The sequence below is a fragment of the Coleofasciculus sp. FACHB-1120 genome, assembly GCF_014698845.1.
Classification (GTDB): Bacteria; Cyanobacteriota; Cyanobacteriia; order Cyanobacteriales; family FACHB-T130; genus FACHB-T130.
Map to the genome: position 1 here is coordinate 50,612 of NZ_JACJTV010000034.1, position 8,865 is coordinate 59,476.

The window sequence follows — 8,865 nt, forward strand, 5'->3', positions numbered from 1 at the left end:
TCATTGCTTAGAGGAGGTTTGTTCAGATGCAATGATGTGCAAATCAATATTTTTGAGATAGCGCATCAACTGCTGGACAAAAGACCCCTTCCAGAATAACTCCCAACGAGATTTTTGAGAATGCCCAAGCACCACTTGAGTAATCCGATACTGTTGAGCGACAGATGCGATCGATTGCGGTACATCATGATTATTTACTCTTAAAAATTCCCCGCCAAATTCTAAAGTCAGCTTCTCGCAAGTTTCAATATATAAACCTTCTTCCTTCGTCAAAAAGCGTTCCGGATGGGACACAAACACCGCATACAGGCGACCCCTCATATAATCAGCAATTCGCGCCCCGCGGCGCAACAGTTGTACCGAATTTGGATAAGTCGAAATACACACCAGCACCCGTTCGTGAACCGAGAAAAATCCATCACTGGGTGTAGAAGTAATCGCATCCTCTTCAACGTTGTCCGCCACTTCCCGCAGTGCCAGCTCTCGCAACGCTACTAAATGACGCCGTTGAAAGAAATTTTGTAGCGCCCGATCTATCTTATCCGGCGCGTAGATTTTTCCCTCCACTAGCCTTTCTTCCAAAGTTTCCGGCGTAACGTCAATCACCACCACTTGCGTTGCTTCATCCAACAGCCGATCTGGGATGCGTTCTCGTACCACAACGCCAGTAATTCGCGCCACCAAATCATTGAGACTTTCTAGATGCTGGATATTTACCGTAGAATTTACATCAATTCCAGCATCCAAAATCACCTCAACATCTTGGTAGCGTTTTTCCCGTAGAGAACCGGGGACATTTGTATGCGCCAGTTCATCTACTAACACCAACTGCGGCTGGCGCTCCAAAATGGCATCTGTATCCATTTCTGTCAGAGTCATCCCGCTTCTGATAATTGTTTTACGGGGTATTACCTCCAGCCCCTGAGCTTTTTGAGCCGTCTCCTTGCGCCCGTGGGTTTCCAGCAACCCGATAACAACATCAATCCCTTCCTGTTTAAGTTGGTCGGCTTCTTCCAGCATCCGATAAGTTTTGCCGACACCGGGAGCCATGCCAATGTATATTTTGTGGTTGCCGCGTCGGGCGGGACGAATGTTAGAATTCAGCGCTCCTGAAAACTCACTTTTAGGAATCATAATTGTTGGATGTTAATTGTTCATTGTTCCTTGCTGATTGTTCATTGTTCATTGCCTTTCACACTGAACTATGAAATGAACGATGAACTATGAATTACTGGCAGATTGTAAATTATCCAGCGCCAAATTCAACTTAAGGACATTCACCCCAGGTTCGCCAAAAATTCCCAAAAATCTACCATCAGTGTATTTGGGAATCAATGCTTGAACTCGATCTACTGATAATGAGCGAGCCGCCGCCACTCTTGCGGCTTGGTTATAGGCAGTTTCTACACTGATATGTGGATCTAAGCTAGAGCCAGACGTGTAAATTAAATCGGCTGTGGGCTGAATACCAGATGCTTTCAATTGTTGGGTTGTTGCTTCTACCCGCTTGAGTAAATCTGGATTGCTAGGAGCAAGGTTGCTGGCACCTGATACACCAGTGATTTGACCTATATTTTTGCGATCGCGTTCTGCGGCTGTAAAGCTGCTGTAGTTCGTCGTGCTGGGACGACTTGTGAAATATTGAGGAGAAGAGAAGGGTTGACCAATTAAGGCAGAGCCATAGACTCGTCCTTGATTTTCGATGATGCTGCCATTTGCCTGATAGGAAAACAAAACTTGCCCAACTATTATCGTGAACAAGGGATAAATTATTGCTGTTAGGAGCCAGAGAACTAAGGCGACTCGAATTGCTTTAATGGTTTCTCGCATAAAAGACCTAAAAAATGGGGATTTTGTGGGGTCGGGGTTTCCCCACCCTTGCTAACAGAGGTTTGAATTTTATTAAAAATTCAAAATTTAAACCTCAAAAATTTTTTTAGAAGCGTTCCGGTTGGAAAATAACCACAAACAGGTAAATCGACAAGGTTATCGTAAGCAGACCGAGTGCCATCAACCAGAAAGTTTGTCCTGAAGAAAGCGTTCCTCCGGTTGCGGCTTGCACAGCTGGCGTTATCAGCAGATTCAAGCACAACAGAATAAATAATTGCCGCAGCAAAGGTTGCTTACGCCATTGCGCCTTCAACGAATCAATACTCTGCGCCATTTCCCCCAATATTTCATTCAAATTAAATCGCCTCATAAATCTCCATATACGCTTCTTCTCTTTGTGTCTTGGAGCAGTTCGTTTTTAAGCCAAACCCGCAGCAGTAATTAAAACATCAATTACTTTAATTGCAATAAACGGCGCAATCACTCCACCCAAGCCATAAATTAGGATATTCCGCTGGAGCAATTGATTAGCCGTGAGCGGCCTGAATTTAACTCCAGTCAGCGCCAAAGGAATCAAAGCGGGAATAATCAAAGCGTTGTAAATTAGAGCTGATAAAACTGCCGATTTTGCACTCGCTAATCCCATAAGATTGAGACTGTTAATTCCAGATGGAGCAAATATCGCGGGGATAATCGCGAAGTATTTGGCAATATCATTCGCAAGCGAAAAAGTAGTCAGCGCCCCACGAGTAATTAACAGTTGTTTGCCGATTGTCACTAAGTCAATTAACTTAGTGGGGTCAGAATCCAAATCCACCATATTCGCCGCTTCTTTCGCCGCCTGAGTGCCAGAATTCATCGCTACGCCTACATTAGCCTGAGCTAAGGCAGGGGCGTCGTTGGTGCCATCGCCCGTCATGGCAACCAATTTACCTGCTGCTTGTTCGCGCTGAATGACGGCGATTTTGTCTTCTGGAGTAGCTTCGGCGATGAAGTCATCGACTCCGGCTTCTTGAGCGATAACGGACGCGGTGATTCGGTTATCGCCAGTTAACATCACAGTGCGAACGCCCATCCGTCGCAGTTGGTCAAAGCGATCGCGTATACCTGGTTTGATGATATCTTTCAGGTAAATGATGCCGTAGATGTCGCTTCCTTGACAAACGGCTAGAGGTGTGCCACCGAGTCGGGAAACTTTTTCGTAGGCTGCATCGAGGTCTGGTGCCAGATTACCGCCACGGGAACGCACAAATCCCTTGATCGCATCTACTGCACCCTTACGGACTTCAGAACCATCGGGCAAATCCGTACCGCTCATGCGCGTTTTAGCAGAAAATTCGATTGCCTCAGCTGCATTGCGGTCAAAATCCACTGTTGACCCTAACTTCTCTGCGAGTCTGACAATTGACTTGCCTTCTGGCGTCTCATCAAATACGCTGGCAGCCAGAGCAACTTTCGCAATCTCATCCATCGAATGACCGTTAACTGGGATAAATTCCTCGGCTAAACGGTTTCCTAAGGTAATCGTGCCCGTTTTGTCCAAAATCAGGGTATTGACATCGCCACACGCTTCTACGGCTCGTCCAGATGTCGCTACCACGTTAAACTGGGCGACTCTGTCCATCCCGGCAATCCCAATCGCACTTAGCAAGCCGCCAATCGTGGTAGGAATCAGCGCCACTAACAGAGCAATCAGCGTGGCTACGCCCACCGGATTATTGACGTAGTTTCCGTATGATGGCAGCGTTGCTACAACAATCAGAAACACCTGAGTAAGAACTGCCAGCAATACTGTCAAAGCAATTTCGTTGGGCGTTTTGCTGCGTTCTGCACCTTCCACCAGAGCAATCATCCGGTCTAAAAATCCCTTACCTGGGTCGGATGTTACTCGCAGAGTTAGTTCATCGGAGATAATCTTCGTGCCGCCGGTAACAGAACTCGCAATATCTGAGCCTGGTTCTTTCAACACTGGCGCAGATTCCCCAGTAATTGCCGATTCATCAACGGAGGCGACACCCGCAATCACTTCCCCGTCGGCGGGGATGATATCACCAGCAATCACTTTTATGCGATCGCCTTGCCTTAAATTAGTTGAAGATACCTCCTCAATTGAGCCATCGGGCAATAATTTCCGAGCAGTTGTGTCGGATTTTGTTGCCCGCATCGAGTCGGCTTGTGCCTTACCGCGTCCTTCTGCCACCGCTTCCGCAAAATTAGCAAATAGCAGGGTAAATAGCAGAATTACAGTAATTAGACCATTAAATAGCCGCTGGTTTTCGCCCGGTACTGTGCCAAACAAATTTGGGTCAATTGTTACCAGTGCAGTGATGATGGTGCCAACCCACACCAGAAACATAACTGGATTTTTCAGCATGATTCGTGGATTGAGCTTGACAAAAGCATCCCGGAAGGCTCTCTGATAAAGCCCTTTGGTATTTACCTGGGAGGTATGTTTGCGTGAAGAACGTGGCCCGCGTGGTTGGCGAATCTGTTGAGGCGAAGTCGGATTTTCAGATGTCATAGATAGTCAGAGGGAGAAACTAGCCGCAGAGGACGCACACAGAGGAGGAAAGTGGGTTTTATTTATCCTCCTTTAGCAATTTGGAAAGCTTCGGCTATAGGGCCAAGTGCTAAAACTGGGAAGAAGGTTAACGCGCCTAAAATCAAGATGATTCCCGCTGTGACGGCGGTAAATAGAAGCGTATCGGTGCGGAGGGTTCCGGTTGTTTCGGGTACTGGTTGTTTATGAGCCATGCTGTCGGCTAACAGCAGCATGGCGATAATCGGGATATAGCGACCGAGTAAGAGGCTGAAACAGGTACTCACGTTCCACCACAGGGTAGCGTCGCCCAATCCTTCAAAGCCAGATCCGTTGTTGGCGGCGGCTGAGGTGTACTCGTAGACGACTTGGGAGATGCCGTGAAAGCCAGGGTTGCTGATTCCAGCGAGGGTATTAGGAAAAGCAAGAGTAATGGCTGAGGGAATCAATACTGCTATCGGGTGGATGAGTAGCACGACGCTGGCAAGAACAATTTCTTTTTTCTCAACTTTTCGTCCCAAAAATTCTGGGGTTCTTCCCACCATCAACCCGGTCAGAAATACTGTCAAAATTAGGTAGATGAACAAGTAAGCGGTTCCAGTCCCCTGACCACCCCAGACAATCTGAAGGAACATATTAAAGAGGGTAGAAAAGCCTCCGGGAGGCATTAAAGAATCGTGCATCCCGTTGACAGCACCGCTCATTGTTCCTGTTGTCGTAATTGCCCAAAGTGCTGTCTGTGCCCAACCAAATCTAACTTCTTTGCCTTCTAAGTTGGGAATAGGTTGCTGTCCTCCCAGAAGATTATTCACTAGAGGATTTCCTTGATATTCGCCAATGGCAGTAATGCTAATCAGGACAGCATAAATAATAAATACCATCCAAAATAGCAGCCATCCCTGCTTTTTGTTATTGGCAAAAATGCCGTAAGTTATAATCAGCGACGCTGGAATGCAAACCATCGCAATTATTTCTAGCAGATTAGAAAAGCTATTTGGATTTTCAAATGGATGGGCGGAGTTGATGGCAAAAAATCCGCCGCCATTTTCTCCTAACTGTTTAATACTTTCAATGTGGGCGACAGGACCACGGGCAATGATTTGTATTCCATTTTCTAAGGTAGTAGCAGCCTGCGGTTCAGCTAAAGTTTCCGGAACGCCCAGAATTATTAACAATATCGCTCCTAAGATGGACAGAGGTAGCAATATCCGGGTAATGGATTGAATTAAATCGACGTAAAAGTTACCCAGAGGTCTCCCAGTTAAGCCGCGAATAAAGGCAATTGATACTGCCAATCCGGTCGCGGCTGAGGTAAACATTAGATAACCCAGTGCTAACATTTGACTGGCATAGCTGAAGGTAGTTTCGCCAGCATAATGCTGCTGATCTGTATTGGTCAAAAATGAGATTGTTGTGTGCAGCGCTAAATCCCACCTAGGGGTACTTAATCTGCTAGGATTTAGGGGTAGGAATTGCTGTAGTATGAGAATTAGATAAACTAATATACCCATAACCAAGTTGGTGTAAAGCACGGCACGGACATACTGGCGACCCGTCTGATTCTCTTGGTTTCGCAAGCCTGCCAGTGCGTAAATCGCTTTTTCTATCGGTATTATTATCGAGTCAAAAAAGGTTGTCTCTCCTTTAAATACACGAGCTATGTAGTTACCTAAAATCTTACTGATTGCTACCACAATTAGTAAGGTTATGACGATTTGAAAGAAGCCTTGCCACATAAAAAAGCCTAATCTAATCTAATCTCTACAATTTACTTCTAGATAAATTAGACAAATAAATCTTTAACTTGTCCGATTAGCATCCTAATACGTAGGCGAAAAATACCACAATTGGATTAGATATATAACCTAGATATACCTGTATTAATAGACTTTCTATACCTGCAAGTATAGATCCAGGTTTCTAGCTAAAGTGAGGATATAGTATATGTCATGTGGTGCTGTTCATCAGTTAAAACTACATCTGATGAGGAGAGTACGCACCTTGGTGGCTATCAAAGCAAATCTTGTGACTAAAAATCAGCACTCAACTATGCGTTGGCTAATTGCAGGGGCATTTGCTGTCTTGATTCTGCTGGAGTTTTCCACACCTCCATCCTATGTATTTGGCTACCTCTATATCGGGCCAATTTTACTGACGAATTCGCGCTTGAGTCACCCCGCAACCCTTATACTTACCCTTTCTGCTGCTAGTCTAACTATCTTAAATTTGTTTTCTCCCGCTCTTGAAGCGATCCAACCGTCAACAGTAGCAAACCGATTGATTGCAGTGATAGCGTTGGCGGTGACTTGCTGGTTGCTGCATCGCAACCAGCGTTATGAAGAGGCAATGCAGAGACAACAAACTCAATTGCGAGCGCAACAACAACTGGCAAGTATTCGTGAAGATTTTGCCTCTACTTTGACACACGATCTCAAAACTCCTTTGTTAGGCGCAATTGAAACGATTAAATCTTTCCAATTAGGGCACTTTGGTGCTTGTACGCATCAGCAACAAAAAGTTTTGGCAATGATGGTTCGTTCTCACACTTCGACATTACATCTAGTGGAGACGCTGTTGGATGTCTATCGTAACGATACCAAAGGGCTAAAACTGGTGCTTTCGCCCGTGAATCTAGTTACTTTAGCAGAGGAAGCGATCGCTACATTGACAGATTTAGCTTCTTCGCGTCGGGTGTATATTACTCTCAGTCATGGTTTAACCGATTTTCGCCGCTTTTTGTGGGTGAATGGAGATGCCTTGCAATTACAGCGAGTCTTCATAAATTTACTCACTAATGGCATTAATCATTCCCCGCGTGGCGGTAAGGTAGAAGTCATACTGGAGTACCATGCTGATTCTCAAATTGTGAAAATTCTCGATAATGGGCAGGGCATCACAGAAGAAGAGTTACCCTATCTATTTGAGCGATTTTACCAAGGACATAGCGATCGCATTGCCACAGGATCTGGGCTGGGTTTATATCTGACTCGTCAGATTATTGAAGCGCACGGCGGTACAATTTGGGCAGAAAACCAGGAACCACGCGGGGCAATGTTTTGCTTCCGATTGCCTCCCCACTTAGTGCAAATTGAAAATTAAATGAAATAAAAAACGATAAATTACCTTTTTTCCTTTTTAAAACCAAAACTCTAAGACCTCTGAAATAAAAGCTTCTGAAATGAAACCTTCGCTGCGGATTTTGTTGGTGGAAGATGATGAACTGTTTCGCTTGGGACTGCGGATGCGGTTGCAACAGGCAGGGTTAGAAGTTGTTGGAGAAGCGGTTGATGGCGAAACCGCTGTGGAATTGACGAATTGCTATTTACCAGATGTAGTGTTACTGGATGTGGGACTACCTGGTTTGGGAGGCGTTGAAGCGTGTCGCCAAATCAAACAGCAGCATCCAGAACTGCCCATCCTAGTTTTAACCTCTCATTCCCAAAAATCCTTGATTGAGCGACTGATTGCTGCCGGTGCCCAAGGCTATTGTCTCAAAGGGATTGAAGCCGAGGTGTTAATTTTGGCGTTACGTTCAGTGGCAACAGGAGCCTCGTGGTGGGATCAAGCTGTTACAGCAGAAATACGCGCCGTATTTGGCGATATACCGACACTCACTTCATCCAATTCATCAAAGATATCTGTGCCATTGGCAAATCTCCTCACGAGTCGGGAACAGGAAATTTTGGCACTAATTGCCGCCGGTAAGACTAATCAAGAAATTGCCGAACTTCTGCACATTGCGCTAGGCACCGTGAGGGTTCACGTCCACGCTATTTTACAAAAGCTGGAGGTACGCGATCGCACTCAAGCCGCCATCTTGGCAATTCAAAGAGGATTAGTAGCCGCAGATTTGTTACTACGAGAATAATTAAGCAAGATTCATTTATAGTAGGAGGTTCCTATGACCTCAGCAGAAACACCATTTGCCGTCGGTTTCACCCTTCCCGACCATACTCAGTTACCAGACTCCGATGGCACATTTGTGAAAAACTTTCCTTTAGGGGTTGAGTTAGGCATTTGGCAGGGACGATACACAAATATGGAATTTCCCTGGTTGCGCTGGTGGGATGCTCAGGGAAACTTGCTGCTAGATGGTACGGAAGCACAGATAGCAGAAGACCGGGCACAGCTTGCAGAAGACCGCGCTGAGCGCTTGGCAGAACGCTTGAAGGCAATGGGTGTTAATCCGGATGACTTAACTTAAGAGCAGGTAGGCAAGAAACCCGGTTTTTCTTGAAATGTTTCTGGGTGCGATTGTTTTAGCAAACTCAGTAGCTAAGCTACTGAGTATAAGCACAGCGCCCCAACCCAGTACCTAAAGAATCAGGCAAAGATATTCTGTGGTGCGATCTGGGAACAATAAGTGTGTAATCAACACTAAAGGATTCTGGCGTTGCTGAATGGGGGTATGAATCAAGCTGGAACAGGCACATCCCAAAACTTCAGGTAGTGAAGTAACAAGCGAATTGAGTGTCTCAGCATTTCCTCGCTCTTGG

The 8,865-nt window shown here is 45.7% G+C and carries 7 protein-coding genes and 2 pseudogenes; 3 read left to right on the forward strand and 6 right to left on the reverse strand.

The window, feature by feature from the left end:
• From H6H02_RS22395 to kdpA, 5 genes are all read right to left on the reverse strand, one after another.
• Nucleotides 1-1,134 (reverse strand): sensor histidine kinase KdpD, encoded by a 1,134-nt coding sequence (locus tag H6H02_RS22395; RefSeq protein ID WP_190821914.1) that lies wholly within the window; start codon nt 1,132-1,134, stop codon nt 1-3.
• 87 nt (nt 1,135-1,221) lie between these two features.
• Nucleotides 1,222-1,830 carry a K(+)-transporting ATPase subunit C gene (kdpC, locus tag H6H02_RS22400; protein WP_190821916.1) on the reverse strand — a complete coding sequence of 203 codons (609 nt, stop codon included), beginning with the start codon at nt 1,828-1,830 and terminating at the stop codon, nt 1,222-1,224.
• 106 nt (nt 1,831-1,936) lie between these two features.
• Nucleotides 1,937-2,200 carry a K(+)-transporting ATPase subunit F gene (gene kdpF, locus H6H02_RS22405; RefSeq protein ID WP_190821918.1) on the reverse strand — a complete coding sequence of 88 codons (264 nt, stop codon included), beginning with the start codon at nt 2,198-2,200 and terminating at the stop codon, nt 1,937-1,939.
• Nucleotides 2,201-2,248: 48 nt separating this feature from the next.
• Nucleotides 2,249-4,351 carry a potassium-transporting ATPase subunit KdpB gene (gene kdpB, locus H6H02_RS22410; protein WP_190821920.1) on the reverse strand — a complete coding sequence of 701 codons (2,103 nt, stop codon included), beginning with the start codon at nt 4,349-4,351 and terminating at the stop codon, nt 2,249-2,251.
• Nucleotides 4,352-4,413: 62 nt separating this feature from the next.
• Entirely contained in the window at nt 4,414-6,105 is a 1,692-nt protein-coding gene (kdpA, locus tag H6H02_RS22415) for a potassium-transporting ATPase subunit KdpA (RefSeq protein ID WP_190821922.1), read from the reverse strand.
• Between the two features lie 313 nt (nt 6,106-6,418).
• Here kdpA and H6H02_RS22420 point away from each other — a divergent pair, with 313 nt between their 5' ends.
• The 3 genes and pseudogenes from H6H02_RS22420 to H6H02_RS22430 all read left to right on the forward strand — a co-directional run.
• On the forward strand, nt 6,419-7,468 hold the full coding sequence (locus H6H02_RS22420; protein ID WP_242040823.1) for a HAMP domain-containing sensor histidine kinase: 1,050 nt from the start codon (nt 6,419-6,421) through the stop codon (nt 7,466-7,468).
• Between the two features lie 79 nt (nt 7,469-7,547).
• Nucleotides 7,548-8,237: a response regulator transcription factor gene (locus H6H02_RS22425; protein ID WP_190821924.1), complete on the forward strand. Its 690-nt coding sequence runs from the start codon at nt 7,548-7,550 to the stop codon at nt 8,235-8,237.
• 126 nt (nt 8,238-8,363) lie between these two features.
• Nucleotides 8,364-8,573 (forward strand): annotated as a pseudogene (locus H6H02_RS22430) (Uma2 family endonuclease); the annotation flags it as partial.
• Between the two features lie 209 nt (nt 8,574-8,782).
• On the opposite strand, the pseudogene H6H02_RS22435 reads toward H6H02_RS22430, so the two are convergent.
• A pseudogene (locus H6H02_RS22435) lies at nt 8,783-8,865 on the reverse strand (IS1 family transposase); the annotation flags it as partial.